Origin of the sequence: Methylosinus sp. Sm6, assembly GCF_019802345.1 — a bacterium.
Classification (GTDB): domain Bacteria; phylum Pseudomonadota; class Alphaproteobacteria; order Rhizobiales; family Beijerinckiaceae; genus Methylosinus.
In genome coordinates, this window is sequence record NZ_JAINDZ010000023.1 from 1 (window position 1) to 19,495 (window position 19,495).

General features: G+C 65.7%; 16 protein-coding genes. 8 read left to right on the plus strand and 8 right to left on the minus strand.

The features are described from left to right. Positions 1–205: 205 nt before the first annotated feature. Positions 206–1,168 carry a UDP-glucuronic acid decarboxylase family protein gene (locus K3F48_RS15285; protein ID WP_222576297.1) on the plus strand — a complete coding sequence of 321 codons (963 nt, stop codon included), beginning with the start codon at positions 206–208 and terminating at the stop codon, positions 1,166–1,168. Positions 1,169–1,172: 4 nt separating this feature from the next. Here the strand turns inward: K3F48_RS15285 and K3F48_RS15290 are convergent, their stop codons facing one another. After that, positions 1,173–1,418 carry a hypothetical protein gene (locus K3F48_RS15290; protein ID WP_222576298.1) on the minus strand — a complete coding sequence of 82 codons (246 nt, stop codon included), beginning with the start codon at positions 1,416–1,418 and terminating at the stop codon, positions 1,173–1,175. Positions 1,419–1,671: 253 nt separating this feature from the next. Between K3F48_RS15290 and K3F48_RS15295 the strand changes: the two genes are divergently transcribed. Both K3F48_RS15295 and K3F48_RS15300 read left to right on the plus strand, forming a co-directional pair. Next, positions 1,672–3,063 (plus strand): anion transporter, encoded by a 1,392-nt coding sequence (locus tag K3F48_RS15295; protein ID WP_255609161.1) that lies wholly within the window; start codon positions 1,672–1,674, stop codon positions 3,061–3,063. Between the two features lie 104 nt (positions 3,064–3,167). Then, the gene (locus K3F48_RS15300; RefSeq protein WP_222576299.1) at positions 3,168–3,536 is read left to right on the plus strand and encodes a PRC-barrel domain-containing protein; all 369 of its coding nucleotides are present in this window, start codon (positions 3,168–3,170) and stop codon (positions 3,534–3,536) included. A gap of 25 nt (positions 3,537–3,561) precedes the next feature. Here the strand turns inward: K3F48_RS15300 and K3F48_RS15305 are convergent, their stop codons facing one another. Beyond that, on the minus strand, positions 3,562–4,161 hold the full coding sequence (locus K3F48_RS15305; RefSeq protein ID WP_222576300.1) for an alpha/beta fold hydrolase: 600 nt from the start codon (positions 4,159–4,161) through the stop codon (positions 3,562–3,564). 153 nt (positions 4,162–4,314) lie between these two features. Here K3F48_RS15305 and K3F48_RS15310 point away from each other — a divergent pair, with 153 nt between their 5' ends. Then, positions 4,315–5,811, plus strand: a complete 1,497-nt coding sequence (locus K3F48_RS15310; RefSeq protein ID WP_222576301.1) for an MBOAT family protein — start codon at positions 4,315–4,317, stop codon at positions 5,809–5,811. A 64-nt stretch (positions 5,812–5,875) separates the two neighbouring features. Beyond that, positions 5,876–7,108 carry a hypothetical protein gene (locus tag K3F48_RS15315; protein ID WP_222576302.1) on the plus strand — a complete coding sequence of 411 codons (1,233 nt, stop codon included), beginning with the start codon at positions 5,876–5,878 and terminating at the stop codon, positions 7,106–7,108. Between the two features lie 44 nt (positions 7,109–7,152). Here K3F48_RS15315 and lpdA read toward each other — a convergent pair whose 3' ends face one another. The 6 genes from lpdA to K3F48_RS15345 all read right to left on the minus strand — a co-directional run bounded on the left by lpdA (position 7,153) and on the right by K3F48_RS15345 (position 13,264). Next, positions 7,153–8,592: a dihydrolipoyl dehydrogenase gene (gene lpdA, locus K3F48_RS15320; RefSeq protein ID WP_222576303.1), complete on the minus strand. Its 1,440-nt coding sequence runs from the start codon at positions 8,590–8,592 to the stop codon at positions 7,153–7,155. 128 nt (positions 8,593–8,720) lie between these two features. Continuing rightward, a complete protein-coding gene (gene rplT, locus K3F48_RS15325; RefSeq protein WP_222576304.1) occupies positions 8,721–9,086 on the minus strand; it encodes a 50S ribosomal protein L20 in 366 nt (121 codons plus the stop codon). 43 nt (positions 9,087–9,129) lie between these two features. Further along, entirely contained in the window at positions 9,130–9,330 is a 201-nt protein-coding gene (gene rpmI / locus K3F48_RS15330) for a 50S ribosomal protein L35 (protein ID WP_018264712.1), read from the minus strand. A 184-nt stretch (positions 9,331–9,514) separates the two neighbouring features. Then, the gene (gene ilvN, locus K3F48_RS15335; protein ID WP_222576305.1) at positions 9,515–10,066 is read right to left on the minus strand and encodes an acetolactate synthase small subunit; all 552 of its coding nucleotides are present in this window, start codon (positions 10,064–10,066) and stop codon (positions 9,515–9,517) included. A gap of 94 nt (positions 10,067–10,160) precedes the next feature. Then, positions 10,161–11,933 (minus strand): acetolactate synthase 3 large subunit, encoded by a 1,773-nt coding sequence (locus K3F48_RS15340; protein ID WP_222576306.1) that lies wholly within the window; start codon positions 11,931–11,933, stop codon positions 10,161–10,163. Between the two features lie 677 nt (positions 11,934–12,610). Next, a complete protein-coding gene (locus tag K3F48_RS15345) occupies positions 12,611–13,264 on the minus strand; it encodes a TetR/AcrR family transcriptional regulator (RefSeq protein WP_222576307.1) in 654 nt (217 codons plus the stop codon). A 265-nt stretch (positions 13,265–13,529) separates the two neighbouring features. On the opposite strand from K3F48_RS15345, the gene K3F48_RS15350 reads away from it, so the two are divergent. The 3 genes from K3F48_RS15350 to K3F48_RS15360 are packed head-to-tail and all read left to right on the plus strand — an operon-like array spanning position 13,530 to position 19,419. After that, a complete protein-coding gene (locus K3F48_RS15350) occupies positions 13,530–15,140 on the plus strand; it encodes an efflux transporter outer membrane subunit (protein ID WP_222576308.1) in 1,611 nt (536 codons plus the stop codon). A 46-nt stretch (positions 15,141–15,186) separates the two neighbouring features. Beyond that, entirely contained in the window at positions 15,187–16,317 is a 1,131-nt protein-coding gene (locus tag K3F48_RS15355; protein ID WP_255609162.1) for an efflux RND transporter periplasmic adaptor subunit, read from the plus strand. Positions 16,318–16,332: 15 nt separating this feature from the next. After that, a complete protein-coding gene (locus tag K3F48_RS15360; RefSeq protein WP_222576310.1) occupies positions 16,333–19,419 on the plus strand; it encodes an efflux RND transporter permease subunit in 3,087 nt (1,028 codons plus the stop codon). The last annotated feature ends 76 nt before the right edge of the window (positions 19,420–19,495 follow it).

A 19,495-nucleotide genomic window follows, 5' to 3' on the forward strand; every position in this document is an offset into this window, starting at 1 on the left:
CACGGCGTGGATGGCCGCGACAAGCGCGGCCATGACGCTGAAAACTCTCTGCTCGTTAACCCGAATTCGGAGCCCTGGCTCCGGAGGCCTCGCGATTGCGGCTCCCGGCCTCGTCTGTTATCACAACGTGAACGAAGCGTTTCCGGGCCACGCGGCGAGATGCGCGCTTACGCCTTATTCCCTTTTCGACAGTCAGAGGCGGTAGATGGAAAGTCGCAGGATTTTGGTGACGGGCGGAGCGGGCTTCCTCGGATCCCATCTTTGCGAGCGTCTCCTCGACAGAGGGCACGAGGTGCTCTGCGTCGATAATTTCTTCACCGGCCGACGCCGCAATATCGAGCGGCTGTTCGACGACCGCAAGTTCGAGCTGCTGCGGCACGACATCACGATTCCGCTCTTCGTCGAGGTGGACGAGATCTATAATCTCGCCTGCCCGGCCTCGCCGATCCATTATCAGTTCGATCCCGTCCAGACGACGAAGACGAGCGTGATCGGCGCGATCAACATGCTCGGCCTCGCCAAGCGGCTGAAGGTGAAAGTCTTCCAGGCTTCCACCTCGGAAGTCTACGGCGACCCGACCGTGCATCCGCAGCCCGAATCCTATTGGGGCCACGTCAATCCGCTGGGGCCGCGCGCCTGCTATGACGAGGGCAAGCGCTGCGCCGAGACCTTGTTCTTCGACTATCATCGCCAGCACCGCCTCAAGATCAAAGTGGCGCGGATCTTCAACACCTATGGTCCGCGCATGCATCCGAAGGACGGACGCGTCGTCTCCAACTTCATCGTGCAGGCGCTGCAGAACCGGCCGATCACCATTTATGGCGAGGGTCAGCAGACGCGCTCCTTCTGCTATGTGGACGACCTCATCGGCGGCTTCATCGCGCTGATGGATGCGCCGGACACGGTCACCGGCCCGATCAACATCGGCAATCCGACCGAGTTCACCATCCGCCAGCTCGCCGAGACGGTGATCGATCTCACCGGCTCGCGCTCGCCGCTGGTGTTCGAGCCGCTGCCGGCCGACGACCCCAAGCAGCGGCGGCCGGACATCGGCAACGCCGAGCAGCTGCTCGGCTGGGCGCCGACCATCGCGCTGCGCGAGGGGCTCGTTCGCACCATCGCCTATTTCGACGAGCTGCTCCGCCAGCCCGACGCGCAGGAGCGCTGAACGCTCATCCTCGCGCGAGAATCGCGGATTCCGTCACCACGCGCTCGACGCCGTCGCGCTCGCCGCGAATGCGGTATTGCAATCCCGCGCCGCCGTCGGGCAGCAAACGGAGAATTTCCGACGGCGCCTGCTCCGAAAGCACGCCGATCTTGCAGACCACATGGTCGCCGGCGGCGAACTTATGCGTCGACTGCCGCCGGTTGCGCGCACGGCTGCGTCGTTTGTCCTCGTCGAGGAGGGGGGTGGGCATGGGAGGCTCCTTGGAGCGCGCGCCCGCCGCGCGGCGCCGGGGCGAACCTTCGGTCCGCAAGAGATATTTAGCGCGCGCCGCATCGCCGGCGAGCATGATGCGTCGGTTTGCGATTTGATTGTCGACGAGCGTCGTTCTATCCTCCGCCCATGCCCGCAGCCGTCGCCTTCGCAAGACTGAAACGGGTCACGGCCGCGACCCGTTGCCTGCCCTGAGGAGATCCTCGCGCCCTCGCCTCGGGCGGCCGAGCGCCATGCCCCTGGACAGTTCCGCCGCACGGCGCCCCCGAGGCTTCGGAGCGGCGCTCGCCGGCCTCGGGCTCGTCTTCTGCGGAGCGCTGCTCGCCGCTCTCGTTCTGACGCCGATCGGCGCGCTCGCCATTGCCGCGGCGCGCGGATGGCGCGGCGGCGAGCTCGACGTCCTCTGGGCGGACCGCACGGCGATCGCCGCCGTCGCGATCTTCGCGGGAACCTATCTCGTCATCGCGACCGGGGCGGCGCCCGGGCTGCGGCTCGATCGCGCCGGCGCCGCGCTGCTCGGCGCGAGCCTCATGGTGGGCGTCGGCGTGCTGCCGCTCGAGGACGCCTATCGCGCCGTGGATTTCGACACGATCACGCTGCTGCTCGGCATGATGATCGTCGTCGCCAATCTGCGCCTGTCCGGCTTCTTCCGCCTCGCCGGCAATGTCGTCGTCTCGCGCGCGCGCCGCCCTCTGTCGCTGCTCGCCGCGATCGTCCTCATCTGCGGCGCCTTTTCGGCGTTTCTCGTCAATGACGCCATCTGCCTGGTGATGACGCCGCTCGTCCTCGATCTCGTCCGCCGGCTGAAGCGCGATCCGGTCCCCTATCTGCTCGCCATCCCGCTCGCCGCCAATATCGGCAGCGTCGCCACCATCACCGGCAATCCGCAGAACATGATCATCGGCGGACTGTCCCATATTCCCTATGGCGCCTTCGCCGCCGCGCTCTGGCCGGTCGCCGCCGCGGGGCTCGTCGCGACGATCGCGTGTCTCGCGGCGCTCTACCCGCGCGAATTTCTGACACGCGCGCCTTTGCCGCACATTCTGCCGGCGCCGGCGCGGGCGCGGCCATTGCTCGTCGCCAAATCTGTGATCGTCACCCTCGCGATGATGCTTCTGTTCTTCGCCGGCCAGCCTGTGGCCAAGGTCGCGATCGTCGGCGGCTCGCTGCTGCTGCTGACGCGCCATGTGAAGGCCGATAAAATCTATCGCGAGATCGACTGGCCGCTGCTGCTGATGTTCGTCGGGCTGTTCATCGTCGTGACCGGACTCGAGCGGACCGTGCTCACGCCCGAGCGCGTCGCCGCCTTAGGACGGCTCCATCTCGATTCGAGCCCGATCCTCGCCGCCGTCGCCGCGGCGCTCTCCAATCTGGTCAGCAATGTGCCGGCGGTGCTGGTGCTCCAGCCTTTCGTCGCCGGCCTCGCCGATCCGCAGCGCGCCTGGCTCGTCGTCGCCATGGCCACGACGCTCGCCGGCAATTTCACTCTCGTCGGCTCCGTCGCCAATCTCATCGTCGTCGAGCGCGCGCGAGCCGCGGGCGTCGCCATCGGCTTTTGGGCCTATTTCCGGATCGGCGCGCCGCTCGCTGTGCTGACCATCGCCATCGGCGCGGCGCGCCTGTGACGAGCGCCGCGCAAAAACTGGCCCAAGTCTTCGATACGGCGCAACTTTTCAAACGAGCAAAGCGTTTTTCGGCACAGGGAGGCGATGACGCGAAGGAGGTCGACATGGCGAGCGCAGATCGCAATCTCGGGCTGATATCGAGCGAACATATCGTCGGCGCGACAGTCTATGACTCGCAGGGCAAGGAAATCGGCGAGATCGATCACTTGATGATCGATCCGGAAACCGGACGCGCGCGCTACGCCGTGGTGAACTTCTGCGGCTTCATGTGCCTGCGGCCGGGCCATCACGCCGTGCCGTGGAACGCGCTCTGCTACGACGAGGACAAGCGCCGCTATACGAGCGACGTCACGGCCGAGCAGCTGGAGAAAGCGCCGGAGTTCGACGCGGACAGCTGGAAGGATCGTGAATGGGAGACCCGCATTCACGCGCATTATGGCGCGTCGCCCTATTGGGAGACCGCGCAGCGGTGAGGCCGGCTCGCGGCGCGGCGCGACTTTAGGGCGCTCTCGTCAAATGCCGCGCGATCAGGCTCGCGACGATGTCGGCATGGGTGATGGCGGCGTCATGGCCTGCGCCGGGGATGACGTGAAGGCGCGCATCGGGGAGCAGCGCGCGCAGCCGCTCGCCCACGGCCACCGGGCTGATCGGATCGCGGTCGCCCCAGAGCAAGAGCGTCGGCGCGGCGATCGAAGGCAGGCGCGCGGAGAGGTCCTCGACCGGCTCGGCGATCCATTTCGCCGCGCGGGGGAAGGCGCGGAAATAATCTGCCCGCCAGTCGGCGCCGCCGAGATCGGCGACGGGCAGGCCGCCCGATGTGACGGTCAAGACGAGGCGCTCGACCTTTTCGGGAGCCGCCAGCGCCGCCGCGAGGGCGATGAACCCGCCCATCGATTGAGCGACGATGTCGACCGGCTCGCTCATGCGATCCAGCACCTTTGCAACGAGATCATCGAGGCCGGCCGCTCCGGCCTCGGGCGGCTCGTTTCCGAGCCCCGGCCAGGAAAAGAACTCGCCATTCGATTCGAGGCGATCGGCCACCGGCTTCCAGAATGAGGCGGCGCCGCCGGCGCCTGGGAGAAACAGCGTCTTTGCCATGCATTCTTCCCAGTGACGAGGCGCTCGGGAGGGGTGCTCCCCGTTGCCGTGAAACCCCACCCCGGACCAGCCCTGCCTCGGGGCCGGCCACAAGTCGACGGTCGACGGGAGCCATGCTACCCAACGCCCATTCGTCCGCCGAGCCCTTTTCGAATGCTCTTCACTTCGCCGGTTTTTCTATTCGGCTTTCTTCCGGTCGTTCTGTGCGGCTTCCTCCTGCTGCGGCGGGAGGCCGGCAACGACGCCTGCGCGCTGTGGCTGACGGCCGCGTCCTTCGTCTTTTATGGCTGGTGGAGCCCGAGCTTTCTCCTCGTCCTCCTCGCCTCGACGACGATCAATTTCGCGCTGGCGCGGAGCGTCGAGCGGGTGCGGGGACGCCTTCGCCGCGCCGTCTTCCTCGTCGGCCTCGCCGGCAATCTGGCCCTGCTCGGCTATTTCAAATATGCCGACTTCCTGATCTCCTCCGTCAATGACGTCGCCGGAACGCAATTCGCGCTCCTGCATATCGTCCTGCCGCTCGGCATCTCCTTCTTCACCTTTCAGAAGATCGCCTATCTCGCCGACATCTACGCCGGCAAGGCGGCCACGGGCCGCTTCGCGGATTTCGCGCTCTTCGTCTTCTTCTTCCCGCAGCTGATCGCCGGACCGATCGTGCATCACGCGGAGGTGATGCCGCAATTCTCGCGCTTCGCGCCGAGCCGGCGCGCGGCGAGCGAGGCGGCGAGCGCCGCGGAATGGGAGAGCCTCGCGATCGGGGCGGCGATGTTTCTGATCGGCCTGATCAAGAAAGTGGTCGTCGCCGACCAGCTCGCGCCCTACTCCTCGCCGGCGTTCGCCGCCGCCCACGACGGGCCGATCGGCTTCATCCTCGGATGGCAGGCGGCGCTCTGCTTTTCGGTGCAGCTCTATTTCGATTTTTCCGGCTACAGCGATATGGCGATCGGCCTCGCGCGCCTGTTCGGACTGCGCCTGCCCGCCAATTTCGCCAGCCCTTACGCCGCCACCTCCATCGGCGAGTTCTGGCGGCGCTGGCACATGACCTTGTCCCGCTTTCTGCGCGACTATGTCTATATTCCGCTCGGCGGCTCCCGCCAGGGCGCGGCGCGGCACAGCTTCAATCTCATGACGACCATGCTGCTCGGCGGATTGTGGCATGGAGCGGGCTATACTTTCATCCTCTGGGGCGGCCTGCACGGCGTCTATCTGCTGATCGCGCACGCCTGGACGAATTGGGGGCGTCTGCGCCTTCCGCCGGTGGCCGGCTGGCTGCTCACTCTGCTCGCCGTCGTCGTCGCCCTGGTCCCCTTTCGCGCCGCGAGCCTCGGCGAGGCCGCGAATATTCTCGAAGGCATGACGGGCCTGAACGGCTTGCACGGCGCCGGCTCCGTCCTGGAGGCGGCCGGCCTGGAGGCGCCGGGAGCCCTCGCCGCCGCGGCGGCGCTGCTGCTCGCCTGCGCCGTTCTGCCGAACACGCAGCAGATCATGCGCCGCTACGAGCCGACGGTCGGCGCGGCGCCGGCCCCGATCTGGCGGCAGATCCCCATCGCCTTTTCCCCGTCCCTCGGCTGGGCCGCCTTTCTCGGGCTCGGCGCGGTCGCCGTGGAGCTCTTCTCGTGGCAGACGTCCGAATTTCTCTATTTCCAGTTTTGAAATGACAGCACTCGCTCATCATCGTCGAAGCGTCGCCGCTCCGGCCGCGACCGAGGCCGTCGCCATGCGCCGATGGCTCATCGCCACGACCGCTTGCGGCCTCGGCTTTCTCGTCGCTCTGCTGGTCCTCGTGCTGGCGACCGATGTGTTCGCGCTGTTCGGCACGCGCCTCACCGCGATCCCGGTTCCGCAGAACCTGCGCCTGACGACGAGCGGCGATCGCGTGATCAAGGCGCTCGAGATCGCCGCGATCAAGCAGCCGCTCGACATTCTCTTCGTCGGCTCCTCGCGCGTCGCCTTCGGCTTCGATCCGGCGTCGGCAAGCCTCGCCGGATTGCGCGCCTACAACGCCGGCCTCAACGGCTCGCAATCGGACGAGGCCGCGCTCGTGCTCGGCTATGCGCTGGATCACGGGCCGTCCGTCGCGCGTATCGTCTGGAATGTCGATTTCGAGGAGTTCTTTCGCGAATCCGAAGGCGGCGGCGACTTCGCGCAATCGGGATTTTCCGGCGCGCGGCCGGCAGGCGCCTTCGTCCGCCATGCGCTGACCTATGAGGCGTTGCGCAAGTCGCTCGCGGCGATCTTCGGCGGACAGGCCTTCTACATCGATGTGAACGGCTTCTACCATTACGAGCGCCAGTCCCCCGGAACTCTCGACAATGGCCGCGACTCGGCCGCGCTTCCGACGCTGCGCGACTGGTTTCCGCGCTACATGTTCCAGCCCGAGGATCGTTTCGCGACCACAGGAGCGCAGCGCTTCGCGCGCATGGAAGCGGCGATCCGGCGGGCGCATGAGCGCGGCGTCGCGGTCGACGTCGTCCTCATGCCGACCCATGTCGCGCGGCGCGCGCTATTCGACCTCGCCGGCCTGCAGCCGCGTCTCGAACAATGGAAGCGGCGTCTCGCCGAAATCATCGCCGCGGCGGGCGAAGGCGAAGGCGCGCCTGTGCGCGCCTTCGATTTCAGCGAGCTGGACGAGATCGCGCGCGCGGTCTTCGCGCCGGGCGGCCCGATGGCGCGCTCGCCTGTGTTTTTCGAGCTGCTGCATCCCAAGCCCGTCGTCGGCGACCGGATCATGCAGCGCCTGCTCGAGCGCTCTCCTGCACGTGCGGATTGGGACTTCGGCGCTCCGCTCACGACGACGACGCAGCCGCAGCGGCTCGCGGCGGATCGCGCGGCGCTGCGCCTTTGGGAGGCGGAAAACCCTTCGCTCATGCAGACGATCGCGGAGGTTCTGCGAGACGAGGATCGTCGCAGCCCGACGCCCGTCGCGAGCCTGCGCGCGGATGCGCCATAGCGCGCGATCACGTTTTTTTAAGCGAACCTGAAGGCTCGCTTCCTCTAGATATGCAGCGCGCGGCCAAAAGCGTCGAGCGCGCTCTCGTGCATGGTCTCCGACAAGGTCGGATGCGGGAAGATCGTCTCCATCAGCTCCGCCTCGGTCGTCTCGAGATTCATGGCGATCACGAAGCCCTGGATCAGCTCGGTGACCTCCGCGCCGACGAGATGCGCGCCGAGCAGGCGCCCGCTCCTCGCGTCGAAGATCGTCTTGACGAGCCCCTCGGTCTCGCCCATCGCAATGGCCTTGCCATTGCCGAGATAGGGAAAGCGCCCGATCTTCGCTTCGTGTCCGGCCGCCTTCGCCGCCGCTTCGGTCAGGCCGACCGAAGCGATCTGCGGATGGCAATAGGTGCAGGCGGGAATGCGCGTCCGCTCGATCGGATGCGGCGACAGCCCGGCGATCGCCTCCACGCAGACGACGCCCTCATGCTCGGCCTTATGCGCCAGCATGGGCGGGCCGGCGACGTCGCCGATGGCGTAGATCCCCTGCACATTGGTCCGCATCAGGCCGTCGACCTTCACGACGCCGCGCTCCAGCGCAACGCCGAGCGCCTCGAGCCCGAGGTTTTCGCTATTGGGAACGACGCCGACAGCGGAGATGACGCGCTCGGCCTCGATCCGACTCTCGCCCTTGCCGTCGGCGACGATGGTCGCGACGACGCCCTCCCCCTGCTTCTCGAGCTTCGCCACTTTCGCGCTCGTCGCGATCGTCACGCCCTGCTTCTCGAAGGATTTGCGCGCGAAGGCGGCGATCTCCGCATCTTCCGCCGGCAGGATTTGCGGCAGCGCCTCGACGATCGTCACCTCGGCGCCGAAGGTGCGATAGAAGGAGGCGAATTCGACCCCGATCGCGCCGGCGCCGACGACGAGCAGCGATTTCGGCAGAACCTGCGGCGCCAGCGCCTCGAAATAGGTCCAGATCAGCCGTCCGTCCGGCTCGAGGCCGGGCAGCACGCGCGGCCGCGCCCCCGTCGCAATGAGGATATGCCGGCCCCGATAAGTCCCTTCGCCGAGCGCGGCCTTGGGCTTTGCGAATTGCGCGCGGGCCCCGAAGGAGGGCGGCGCGGACACGCTGACTTCGCCGGCAGCGGCGAGGCGCGCCTCGCCCCAGATCACATCGACCTTGTTCTTGCGCATCAGAAAATCGACGCCGGCGTTCAGCCGCGCGGCGACATCGCGCGAGCGCTTCACCAGCGCCTTCGGATCGTAGGAAATCTCGCCGGAAATGGTCAGGCCGAAGTCCTTCGCATGCGTCGCATAACGATAAATATCGGCGGCGCGCAGCAGCGCCTTGGTCGGAATGCATCCCCAATTGAGGCAGACGCCGCCGAGATGCTCGCGCTCGACGACCGCCGTCTTCAGCCCGAGCTGGGCGGCGCGAATGGCGGCGACATAGCCGCCGGGCCCGCCGCCGATGACGAGCACATCATAATCACCCATGGCGAACCTCGAATCGAAAGCTGCGCAGCGCTTCAAATAGGACGCGCCGAGAAAAAATAGCACGAGGCGAGAAAAAACCCGCCGGGGCGCGGCGGGTTTCGAACTCTTTCGGGCGGAGCGTGAACGCCTCAGGCGCCCTGCGGCAGCGCCGATTTCGCCTTCTCGACCAGCGCCTTGAACGCCTCCGGCTGGCTGATGGCGAGCTCGGAGAGAACCTTGCGGTCGATGATGACGCCGGCCTTGGTCAGGCCGTCGATGAAGCGGCTGTAGGTGAGGCCGAACTCACGCACGGCGCCGTTGAGGCGCTGGATCCACAGGGCGCGGAACACGCGCTTCTTCGCCTTGCGGTCGCGCGTCGCATATTGCATCGAGCGGTCGACGGCCGCCTTGGCGGCGCGGATGGTGTTCTTGCGGCGGCCGTAGAAGCCTTTCGCGGCGTCGAGGGTCTTCTTGTGCTTGGCGTGGGACGTGACGCCGCGCTTGACGCGAGCCATGGTGCGATCCTTTCAGAAACCTTGAGTGCGGGGCGTGAACGGTTCAGCCGTTCGGCAGGAAGTATTTCTTGACGTTGTCGCCATCCGTCTTGAACAGGACGGACGTCCCGCGCAGATTGCGGATCTGCTTGTTGGTTCGCTTGATCATACCGTGGCGCTTGCCCTTCTGCGCGTAGACCACCTTGCCTGTGCCGGTGATCTTGAAGCGCTTCTTGGCGCCGGACTTGGTCTTCAGCTTGGGCATTTTGCTCTCCTCGGGCGTTGCGCCCGGTTGTGTCGCGCCGAAGATCGGCGCCTGTTCCGCGCGAGCGAAAAGAACCGCCACGGCAGCCCATCACTGGCCGGGCGGTTCGGAAGCGGAGCTTATAAGGGGAAAGACGCGCGAAAAGCAAGCGGGGCGCTCCAGATCTCGTGACCCGCGGGTCGCCTCAAATCGGCTCCGGCCCGCGCGAAATCGCCGCGACGCCGGTGCGCGAGACCTCGACGAGACCGATCGGGCGCATCAGGTCGACGAATTCGTCGATCTTGTTCGGCTTGCCGGTCAGCTCGAAGATGAAGCTCTCGGCCGTCGCGTCGACGACGCGGGCGCGAAAAGCGTCGGCGATCTGCAAGGCGGCGGTGCGGTTCTCGCCCTTGCCGCGCACCTTGACCATGGCGAGCTCGCGCTCGAGCGAGCGGGCCGAGACGGTGAGATCTGTGACCGTGTGCACCGGCACGAGGCGCTCGAGCTGGTGCTGGATCTGCTCGATCGTCTCCGGCGTGCCGGAGGTCACCACGGTGATGCGCGAGAGATGCTCGGCATGGGCGACCTCGGCGACCGTCAGGCTCTCGATATTATAGCCGCGCCCCGAGAACAGGCCGACGACGCGCGCCAGAACGCCCGGCTCATTGTCGACCAATACCGAGAGCGTATGCGTCTCGACATTGGACCGCGCCGACGGCGAGGAATAGGGCGAGGGAGGAGAGAGGGGAGCGTTCATGGGTTTGCTTTCCAGCGAGTAGCGAATAGCGAATAGCGAATAGTCGAAAGCGGAGCGGCTCTATTCGCTATTCGCTACTCGCTATTCGCTCGTCTCACACCAGCATCTTGCCCTTCTCGTCGATGATCGAGCCGAGCTCGAGCCCTGCGTCGTCGCCGAGATCGGCGAGCAGCATGTCGTTATGCGCCTTGCCCGACGGGATCATCGGGAAGCAATTCTCGTTTTTCTCGACGAGACAGTCGAAGATCACCGGCCCGTCGTAATCGATCATCTCTTGAATCGCGCGATCGAGATCGGCCGGATCGGAGCAGCGGATTCCCTTTCCGCCGAAGGCTTCGGCGAGCTTGACGAAATCGGGCAGCGCCTCCGAATAGGAGTGCGAGTAGCGCCCGCCGTGCAGCAGCTCCTGCCACTGGCGCACCATGCCCATATATTCATTGTTGAGGATGAACGCCTTCACCGGCAGCCGATATTGGATCGCCGTCGACATCTCCTGAATATTCATCAGGATCGAGGCCTCGCCGGCGATGTCGACGACCAGCGACTTCGGATGCGCGAGCTGCGCGCCGATCGCCGCCGGCAGGCCATAGCCCATGGTGCCGAGCCCGCCCGATGTCATCCAGCGATTGGGCTCGTCGAAGTGATAATGCTGCGCGGCCCACATCTGATGCTGGCCGACCTCGGTCGTGATGTAGGGATCGCGATCCTTGGTGAGCGCATAGAGCCGCTGCACCGCATATTGCGGCTTGATCACCTTGTCGGAGTTGCGGAAGGCGAGCGACTTGCGCTCGCGCCATTCGTCGACCTTCTTCCACCAGGCGTCGAGCGGCTGCTTCTCCGCATGCATCGCCTCCGCGCGCCAGACGCGCACGAGGCTCTCGAGCACATGGCCGCAATCGCCGACGATCGGCAGATCGATCTTCACATTCTTGTTGATCGAGGAGCGGTCGATGTCGATGTGGATCTTCTTCGAGCCGGGCGAGAAGGCGTCGAGCCGCCCGGTGATGCGATCGTCGAAGCGCGCGCCGACGGCGATCATCAGATCGCAGTCGTGCATCGCGTTATTGGCCTCGAAAGTGCCATGCATGCCGAGCATGCCCAGCCAATTGGGGCCCGAGCCCGGATAGGCGCCGAGGCCCATCAGCGTCGAGGTGATCGGAAATCCGGTGAGCGAGACCAATTCGCGCAGCAGCGTCGAGGCCGCGGGCCCCGAATTGATGACGCCGCCGCCGGTGTAGAAGATCGGCCGCTTGGCGGCGGCCATCATCTTCACGGCGCGGCGAATGGCGTCGGCGTCGGGCTCGAGCTTGGGCTGATAGGTCTTGTGATGGACGTTGCGCGGTCCCGTATAGGTCCCGGTGGCGAACTGCACATCCTTCGGAATGTCGATGACCACGGGGCCAGGCCGTCCGCTCGAGGCGACATAGAACGCCTCGTGCAGCACCCGCGGCAGATCCTCCACATTCTTCACCAGATAATTATGCTTGGTGCAGTGGCGGGTGATGCCGACCGTGTCGCACTCCTGAAAAGCGTCGGAGCCGATGAGATGCGTCGGCACCTGGCCGGTGATGCAGACCAGCGGAATGGAATCCATCAGCGCGTCGGTGAGGCCGGTGATGGTGTTGGTGGCGCCGGGGCCCGAGGTGACGAGCAGCACGCCCACCTTGCCGGAGGAGCGGGCATAGCCCTCGGCGGCATGAGCCGCGCCCTGCTCGTGGCGCACGAGAATGTGCTGCACCTTGTCCTGATGGAAGAGCACGTCATAGATCGGAAGCACGGCGCCGCCGGGATAGCCGAAGATAATCTCGACGCCCTGATCCTTCAGGGCTTCGACGATCATTTCCGCTCCGGTCATATGCTTGGCCATGCTCGTTACTCCGATCGGCTCATCAAAGTCGCGCCGAGGCGCGGGCAACAAAAAAGGCCCTCGAAGGGCCTCGGATAAGCGCCGGCGGCGGAAGCTCGGGTCAGCCCCGATCCGTCCCCAGCGCCCGTCTTACGAGAAGAATGCCGCCCACGGCTCCGCTCCTTCGAGAAATGCAGGACGGAATGTTAGGAGAGAAGCCGGAGCGGGTCAAGACGCTGTTCACAGACGCCGTTCCACAGGCGCACGCGCTGCGCTGGCGCCGGCTCGCCTCTCACGCCATCCTGCACGGGGAGGCATTTCAATGACCGATTTCATCGCGACAGCGGCAAGGGCCGCGCGCCCGCTCTTCCGGTGGCGGAAGCGCTCGAGGAAAAACCGTTCGAGACGCGCCGTCTCGCCCCACTTCTTCAGGAGGCGCCTTTCCGGGCATGACCGCGCTGATCTTCACCTGCGCGCCGATCTTCAACAGCTTCAGGCGGATCGTTCCGCGGGTCGCATTCTTCGCGCCGGAGAGACAAGGACGGCGCAACGCGGGAAAGCGCCAGTGGTCTGCTTCATCGAATTTGATGGGCTTCGAGAGCGAGCCTGAAAGCTCGCGGTCCAGGGGCCGCGCTTGGACCACGAGCCTTCAGGCTCGCCCTTTCACCCTGTCAAATCGACCGAATCACGCCACTAGACTAGGTCGTCGCCGCTTCGGCCACGCCATAGGCTTTGAAGAAGACGGCCAGGCCGGCCTCCATGACTCGCTCGGCCTCCTCCTGATCGCGCAGCTCGAGACCGAGCGCGACGCGGAACGGCATGTCGAGCAGCACCAGATTGATCAGCTGGTCGGCGGCGAGATCGGCGTCCTCGAAAGCGAGAAGCCCCTTGGCCTTGGCCTCCTCGAGATAAGCCGCGACGAAATCGACGACGAGTTGACGGCCGCTCCTGAAGTAGAGCTGGCAGAGATCGGGGAAGCGCCACCGCTCGCCCGATACGGTCTGAAAAAAGGCCGTCGACTCCTTGGTGAGGAAATGTCGAACGAAGTGGCTACAGAGCGCGTGCAGCGCCGGCCCGATGCCTTCGTCGAGATCGGGAGACGGCAGCGTCACGCATTTTTCCCGGCATTCCGCCTGGATCAGATGGCTGAACAGCGCCTCCTTGCTGGGAAAATAGGCGTAGAGCGTCGCCTTGGACACGCCCGCGCGGCGCGCAATGGCGTCCATGCTGGTGTCCGAAAATCCCTGCTCCAGGAATTGCGCGCGCGCAGCCGAAAGGATTTGGCATTCCTTGCGGCCAGGAACGTGCTCCTCCGCCGGCTCCGACGCTGGCGTTATTGCCTCTGATGTCATAGCGACTGATCCAATCTCCGCTGCATCACTCTAGGACGTCTCTCCGCTTTTTCATAACCCTCGGGGCGGCCGATCGCCGCTCCGTCCCGCGCCGGGGGAGCCGCGCCGCTCGGAAAAAGCAGGGACTTCGCGCCCGGCGGCCCGGTTTCAGCATTGACACACGAGCCGCAGGTTAACATAATGGGCGACAGAACTGAACGGTTCAGTTTTATTTTGCGTCACGAGGCGACTCACCGTGCCCTGCAGCAAATTCGCCGGCCGTGCAATGATTGTTCCGACGCGCGCCGGCTCTTCCTCCCCCGATCGCAGGCTCCCGCAGGCGGTACGCGCGGGCGCCGTCGGCGCCCTGACGGCGGTGACGCTCACGGGCTGCGCGGTCGGACCCGATTTCGTCCCCCCGCCGGCTCCGGCGGCGGCCGGATATGGAGCGATCGCGTCCACGACCCAATCCGCCCCGACGGCCGGCGGAGCCTCGCAGAGGCTGGCCCACGGCCGCGACACGCCCGGCCAATGGTGGGCGCTGTTCCGTTCGCCGCGGCTCTCCGCTCTGGTCGAGGAAGCGGTCGCGAATCATCCGAACATCGCCGCGGCCGAAGCGGCTCTGCGGCAGGCGCGGGAAACCATCGAGGCGGATCGCGGATCGTTCTTTCCGAGCGCCGCCCTCGGCCACAGCTTCACCCGCAGCCAGACGTCGACGGCGCAATATGGCGGTCTCGGCGGCTCCTCCAGCTCTCTGCTGCTCTACTCGCTGCACAACTCCAATGTGTCGGTGTCCTTCACGCCGGACGTCTTCGGCAAGACGCAGCGCACGGTGGAGAGCGACGAGGCGGCGGCCGAATATCAGCGGTTCCAGCTCGAGGCGACCTATCTCGCGCTGACCGCCAATGTCGTGACGGCGGCGATCTCCGACGGGTCCTACGCCGCCCAGATCAAGGTCACGCGCGAATTGATCGCGGCCTATCGCGCGCAGCTGGGGCTGCTGGAGAAGCGATTCGAGCTCGGCGCGGTGAGCCAGGCGGACGTCCTGTCCGAGCGCACGCTGCTGGCGCAGGCCGAGGCCACGCTGCCGCCGCTCGAGAAGGCGCGCGCGCAAAATCGCAATCTGCTGATGGCCTATCTCGGCCGCTTCCCCAACGGCGACAAAGGCGAGGCGGTCGACATCGCCAATCTGAAGCTTCCGCGCGAGCTGCCGGTCAGCCTTCCGGTCGCGCTGGTGCGCCAGCGCCCGGACGTGCTCGCAGCCGAGAGCCAGCTGCATCAGGCGAGCGCGCAGGTCGGCGTCGCCACGGCGAACATGCTGCCGCAATTCACGCTTTCGGCGTCGGGCGGAACCACGGGCGCTGATTTCGCGCAGCTGCTGACGCCGCAGACCATGGTCTACACGCTGGCGGCGCAAGCCTCGGCGCAAGTGTTCGACGCAGGGACGCTGTTCCACCAGCGCGAGGCCAAGGTCGCGGCGCTGGACCAATCGGCGGCGCAATATCGCGCCACCGTCATCTCCGCGGTGCAAAATGTCGCCGACGCGCTGCAGGCTGTCGCTCATGACGCCGCCACATTGCGCGCGCAAGTCGCGGCGGAAAAAACGGCGGCCAAGAGCCTCGAGATCGCGCGCATCCAATATTCCGTCGGCGCGACCAATTACTCGATCGTTCTCAACGCCGAGCAGACGCTGCTCAACGCGCGTCTCGCCCGCGTGCGGGCGCAGGCGGCGCGCTTCGCCGATACGGCGGCGCTGTTTCAGTCGCTCGGCGGCGGCTGGTGGAACCGCATCGACGAGACGCCCGCCTCGGCGCCCAAGCCCACCGATCCCATTGCCCTGTCCCCGATCGCCGCGGCGGTCCGGGCGGAAGCGGAGAAACATCGCAATGCTCGCTGATTCGATTTCTTCTTCGCGTGATCGCCGCGGCTTCAGGGCGAAGCCGATGGCGATCATGCTGGCGATCGTCGCTGTCGTCTTCGGCCTTCTCTATGGCTTCGTCGCCTTTCGCTCGGCCATGATCAAGCAGTTCCTCGCCGGCATGGCCAATCCGCCGCAGACCGTTTCAGTGACCACGGCCGCGTTTCAGGACTGGCGGCCGAAGCAGACCGCGGTCGGCACATTCCGCGCCGTCAACGGCGCCGATCTCTCGCTCGAGGTCGCGGGCATAGTGGAGAAGATCCATTTCCAATCGGGCGAGCAGGTCGCGGAAGGACAGCTGCTCCTCGAGCTGCGCAAGGACACGGATACGACGCGGCTCGCCTCGCTGCAGGCCTCGGCCGAGCTCGCCGGCATCACTCTGCGCCGCGATCAATCCCAGCTGAAGCTGCATGCGACGAGCCAGGCGACCGTCGACACCGACGTCGCCAACCTCAAGAGCGCCGAGGCGCAGGTCGCGCAGCAGGAGGCGGTCATCGCGCAGAAGACCTTGCGCGCGCCCTTCGCCGGCCGGCTCGGCATTCGCGGCGTCGATCTCGGCCAATATATCGGCGCCGGCTCGGTCATCGTGACGCTGCAGGCGCTCGATCCGATCTTCCTCGATTTCACCTTGCCGCAGCAGGCGCTGAACGGCGTCGATGTCGGCCAGCCGATCGACGCCAATGTCGACGCTTTTCCGGGTAAGAAATTCACCGGCAAGATCATCGCGATCAACTCCAAGGTCGATCAGGCGAGCCGCAATGTGCAGGTGCGCGCGAGCCTCGCCAACGCCGATCATAAGCTCACGCCCGGAATGTTCGCCCAAATCGACATCGTGACCGGACAATCCGAGCGGCGGATCACTCTGCCGCAGACGGCGATCGTCTATGCGCCGTTCGGCAATTCGGTGTTTTTGGTGCAGAAGAGCGGCGCGGCGGACGACAAGACGGCGCCGGCCGGCGCCGGCCTCACGGCGCAGCAGGCTTTCGTTCGTCTCGGCGCGACGCGCGGCGACGAGGTCGCCGTGCTGGAGGGGGTCCCAGAAGGCGCGACCGTCGTCGCCGCCGGACAGGTGAAGCTCAGAAACGGCTCGCCGCTGAAAATTTCCGACGCGCCGCAGCCGCCCGTCGACGCCGATCCCAAGCCCGTGGATCAGTGAACGGAGACAGCGAACATGCGTTTCACCGACATTTTCGTGCGTCGCCCGGTGCTCGCCTCCGTGGTGAGCCTGCTGATCCTGGTGCTGGGCCTGCGCTCGCTCGTCACCTTGCCGACGCTGCAATATCCGCGCACGCAAAACGCCGTCGTCACCGTGACGACCTCCTATTTCGGCGCCGATCCCGCGACCGTCGCCGGCTTCGTCACCACGCCGCTCGAGAACGCCATCGCGCAGGCGAACGGCATCGACTATCTCACCTCCACGAGCCAGGTCGGCACGAGCACCATCACCGCCAATCTGCGGCTCAACTATGATTCCGGCAAGGCTCTGACCGAGATCAGCACCAAGATCGATTCGGTGCTCAACCAGCTGCCCTCGGCCGTGCAACGGCCGGTCCTCACGGTGAAGATCGGACAGACGACCGACGCCATGTATATCGGCTTCGGCAGCGACATTCTGACGTCGAGCCAGGTGACCGATTATCTGATCCGCGTCGTCCAGCCGCGCCTGCAATCCGTGCCGGGCGTGCAGACGGCGGAGCTCATCGGCGGCAAGACCTTCGCGCTGCGAGCATGGCTCGATCCGGTGAAGCTCGCCGCCTATGGCCTCACCGCGAGCGAGCTCGCCGCTTCGCTGCAAGGCAACGACTATATCGCCGGCCTCGGCTCGACCAAGGGCGAGATGGTGCAGGTCACGCTCACCGCGGCGACCTCGCTGCACTCGCTCGAGGAGTTCCGCAATCTCGTCGTCAAGCAGGTGAACGGCGCCAATGTGAAGCTGCGCGACGTCGCCAATGTCACGCTCGGCTCGGAGGATTACGAGTCCTCGGTGGCGTTCAACGGCAAGAAGGCGGTCTATATCGGCATTCTCGTCGCGCCGAACGCCAATCTCCTCGACGTCGTCAAAGGCGTCAAGGACGTCTATCCGGACATTCGGAAAACGCTGCCGCAAGGGCTGAACAGCGAGATCGTCTATGACACGACCGATTTCGTGAACAGCTCGATCGACGAGGTGATCCATACGCTGATCGAGGCCATACTCATCGTCACCGGCGTCGTGTTCATGTTCCTCGGCTCCTGGCGCTCGGTGGTGATTCCGATCGTGGCGATTCCGCTGTCGCTCGTCGGCACCTTCACCATTCTGCTGGCGCTCGGCTTCTCGATCAATCTGCTCACCCTGCTGGCGCTGGTCCTGGCGATCGGCCTCGTCGTCGACGACGCCATCATCGTCGTCGAAAACGTCAATCGCCATCTCGCCGACGGCATGAAGCCCTTCGACGCGGCCTTGCAGGCGGCGCGCGAGCTCGCCGGACCGATCATCGCCATGACCATCGTGCTGATCGCCGTCTATGTGCCGATCGGCTTCCAGGGCGGCCTCACCGGCGCGCTCTTCGTCGAATTCGCCTTCACTCTCGCCGGCTCGGTGACGGTTTCGGCGATCATCGCGCTCACCCTGTCGCCGGTCAGCTGCGCGCTGGTGTTGAAGGCGCCGCGACCGGGAGAAAAGACGCTGGAGACGAAGATCGTCGCCTTCATCGACGCCAAAATGGACGGGATCAAGGAGCGCTATCAGCGCCTGCTCGAGCGCTCCCTCCATTTCGTGCCGGTGACGCTCACCTTCGGCGGCCTCGTGCTCGCGAGCATCTTCTGGCTTTATTCGAATGCGATGAACGAGCTGGCGCCGAACGAGGACCAAGGCGTCGTCTTCGCGCAATCGACATCCGCGCCCAACGCCACGCTGCAACAAAAGCTCTTCTACGGCGATCAGGTCTACAAGACGTTCGCCAAGCATCCGGAGATGACGAGCTCCTTCCAGATCGTCACGCCCGGCCTCATCTTCGGAGGCATCGTCCTGACGCCGGCCGATCAGCGCAAGATCAGCGCCGAGCAGCTCCAGCAGACGCTGCAGCAGGAGTTCTCGGATGCAGTGCCGGGACAGCGTCTCGTCACCTTCCAGCCGCCGCCGTTGCCCGGCTCGAATGGTCTGCCGATTCAATTCGTGGTGCAGAGCACCGACACATTCGACAAGATGAACGACATCTCGCGCGAGTTCCTGTCCAAAGCGCTGGCGACCGGAAAATTCATATTCCTCGACACGGATCTGAAGATCGATCAGCCGCAGATGTCGCTCGTCATCGACCGCGAGAAGACCGCGCAGCTGGGCCTCCGCATGGTCGACGTCGGCGGCGCGCTCACCACGGGCCTCAGCGGCGGCTACACGCAATATTTCGGGCTCGACGGACGCTCGTACAAGGTCATCCCGCAGATGGCGCAACAGTTCCGGCTCAATCCGGATCAGATCTTGAACTATTACATCAAGACTGCCGACGGCTCGTCGGTGCCCTTGTCGACGGTGGCGAGATTCCAGACGATGGTGGTTCCGGAGTCGCTCAACCACTTCCAGCAGATCAATTCCTTCACCATCTCCGGCGTCGCGGCGCCGGGCGTCATCACCGGCGAGGCGCTGGAGACGCTGAAGGAGGTCGCGACCCAGACGCTGCCGCCGGCCTACACGATCGACTACGCCGGCGCCTCGCGGCAATTCGTGCAGGAGTCGAGCGGCTTCGCGGCGACCTTCGGCTTCGCGCTGATCATCATCTTCCTGGCGCTCGCGGCGCAATTCGAGAGCTTCCGCGATCCGCTCATCATTCTCGTCTCCGTGCCCATGTCGATCGCCGGCGCGCTCGTCTTCATCATGCTCGGCTTCGGCGGGGCGAGCATCAACATCTACACGCAGGTCGGCCTGGTGACGCTGATGGGCCTCATCAGCAAGCACGGCATTCTCATCGTCGAATTCGCCAATGAGCGGCAGCACGGCGGCAAGACGAAATATGAGGCGATCATCGAGGCGACCTCGATCCGCCTGCGTCCCATCCTCATGACCACGGCGGCGATGGTTCTGGGCGTGTTTCCGCTCATCATGGCGACCGGCGCCGGCGCCGCGTCGCGCTACAATATGGGCCTCGTCATCGCCTCGGGCCTGTCGATCGGCACGCTGTTCACCCTGTTCGTGCTGCCGGCGGTCTATCTCGTGCTCGCGGCCGATCATTCCAAGCATGCGGAGGTCGCACCCGAGGCCGAGCCGGAGGCGTCGGGCGCCTGACGGGGGGAGGGCGCGCATCGCGTTCAGCGCCCCGCGCCCTAGATGAGAAGGCGTCGCCGGGAGAGCCGGCGGCGAG

Bases quoted from the DNA above. Each gene is read 5' to 3' on its own strand.
- K3F48_RS15350 (WP_222576308.1), top strand. From the start codon at position 13,530: ATGATTGTTCCGACGCGCGCCGGCTCTTCCTCCCCCGATCGCAGGCTC.
- rpmI (WP_018264712.1), bottom strand. From the start codon at position 9,330: ATGCCCAAGCTGAAGACCAAGTCCGGCGCCAAGAAGCGCTTCAAGATC.
- K3F48_RS15345 (WP_222576307.1), bottom strand. From the start codon at position 13,264: ATGACATCAGAGGCAATAACGCCAGCGTCGGAGCCGGCGGAGGAGCAC.
- K3F48_RS15300 (WP_222576299.1), top strand. From the start codon at position 3,168: ATGGCGAGCGCAGATCGCAATCTCGGGCTGATATCGAGCGAACATATC.
- lpdA (WP_222576303.1), bottom strand. From the start codon at position 8,592: ATGGGTGATTATGATGTGCTCGTCATCGGCGGCGGGCCCGGCGGCTAT.
- K3F48_RS15290 (WP_222576298.1), bottom strand. From the start codon at position 1,418: ATGCCCACCCCCCTCCTCGACGAGGACAAACGACGCAGCCGTGCGCGC.
- K3F48_RS15305 (WP_222576300.1), bottom strand. From the start codon at position 4,161: ATGGCAAAGACGCTGTTTCTCCCAGGCGCCGGCGGCGCCGCCTCATTC.
- K3F48_RS15360 (WP_222576310.1), top strand. From the start codon at position 16,333: ATGCGTTTCACCGACATTTTCGTGCGTCGCCCGGTGCTCGCCTCCGTG.
- K3F48_RS15355 (WP_255609162.1), top strand. From the start codon at position 15,187: ATGGCGATCATGCTGGCGATCGTCGCTGTCGTCTTCGGCCTTCTCTAT.
- K3F48_RS15285 (WP_222576297.1), top strand. From the start codon at position 206: ATGGAAAGTCGCAGGATTTTGGTGACGGGCGGAGCGGGCTTCCTCGGA.
- K3F48_RS15315 (WP_222576302.1), top strand. From the start codon at position 5,876: ATGCGCCGATGGCTCATCGCCACGACCGCTTGCGGCCTCGGCTTTCTC.
- rplT (WP_222576304.1), bottom strand. From the start codon at position 9,086: ATGGCTCGCGTCAAGCGCGGCGTCACGTCCCACGCCAAGCACAAGAAG.
- K3F48_RS15310 (WP_222576301.1), top strand. From the start codon at position 4,315: ATGCTCTTCACTTCGCCGGTTTTTCTATTCGGCTTTCTTCCGGTCGTT.
- K3F48_RS15340 (WP_222576306.1), bottom strand. From the start codon at position 11,933: ATGGCCAAGCATATGACCGGAGCGGAAATGATCGTCGAAGCCCTGAAG.
- ilvN (WP_222576305.1), bottom strand. From the start codon at position 10,066: ATGAACGCTCCCCTCTCTCCTCCCTCGCCCTATTCCTCGCCGTCGGCG.
- K3F48_RS15295 (WP_255609161.1), top strand. From the start codon at position 1,672: ATGCCCCTGGACAGTTCCGCCGCACGGCGCCCCCGAGGCTTCGGAGCG.